The sequence below is a fragment of the Cupriavidus sp. WS genome, from assembly GCF_000395345.1.
GTDB classification, from domain to species: Bacteria; Pseudomonadota; Gammaproteobacteria; order Burkholderiales; family Burkholderiaceae; genus Cupriavidus; species Cupriavidus basilensis_B.
In genome coordinates this window covers 1-363 of record NZ_AQPL01000484.1, presented here as the reverse complement: position 1 = coordinate 363, position 363 = coordinate 1, and the positions used below count along the sequence as shown (strand labels likewise).

Annotated in this window: 1 protein-coding gene; it reads left to right on the top strand. The window is 77.1% G+C overall.

From position 1 onward, the window contains the following. Nucleotides 1–363 (top strand): PAS domain-containing protein (locus tag K206_RS39915; protein ID WP_043367539.1); only part of this gene is annotated, 363 nt, incomplete at both ends.

Here is a 363-nt window from a genome sequence, read left to right as displayed (position 1 = left end):
CGCGCGCAAGGCCGACGGCACCGTGTTCCCGGCGCGCGTGACCGCCACGCCGGTGCCGGCGGCCGGCGCCGGCCGCGTGCTGTGGACGGTCACCGACCTGAGCGCGGTGCGCCGCGCCGAGCTGGCGGCGGCCGAGCAGGCCGAGCGCACCTCGCGCGTGCTCGACCACACCGCGCTGTGCGTGATCACCTTCGACCGCGACGGGCTGGTGACGGGCATCAACCGCGCCGGCCAGCGCATGCTGTGGTACCAGGCCAGCGAGGTGGCCGGGCGCATGCGCTATCTCGATTTCCTCGACGCCGACGAGGTGGCCGCGCGCGCCGCGGCGCTCACCAGCGAGCTGGGCGAGCCGGTCGCGGCGGG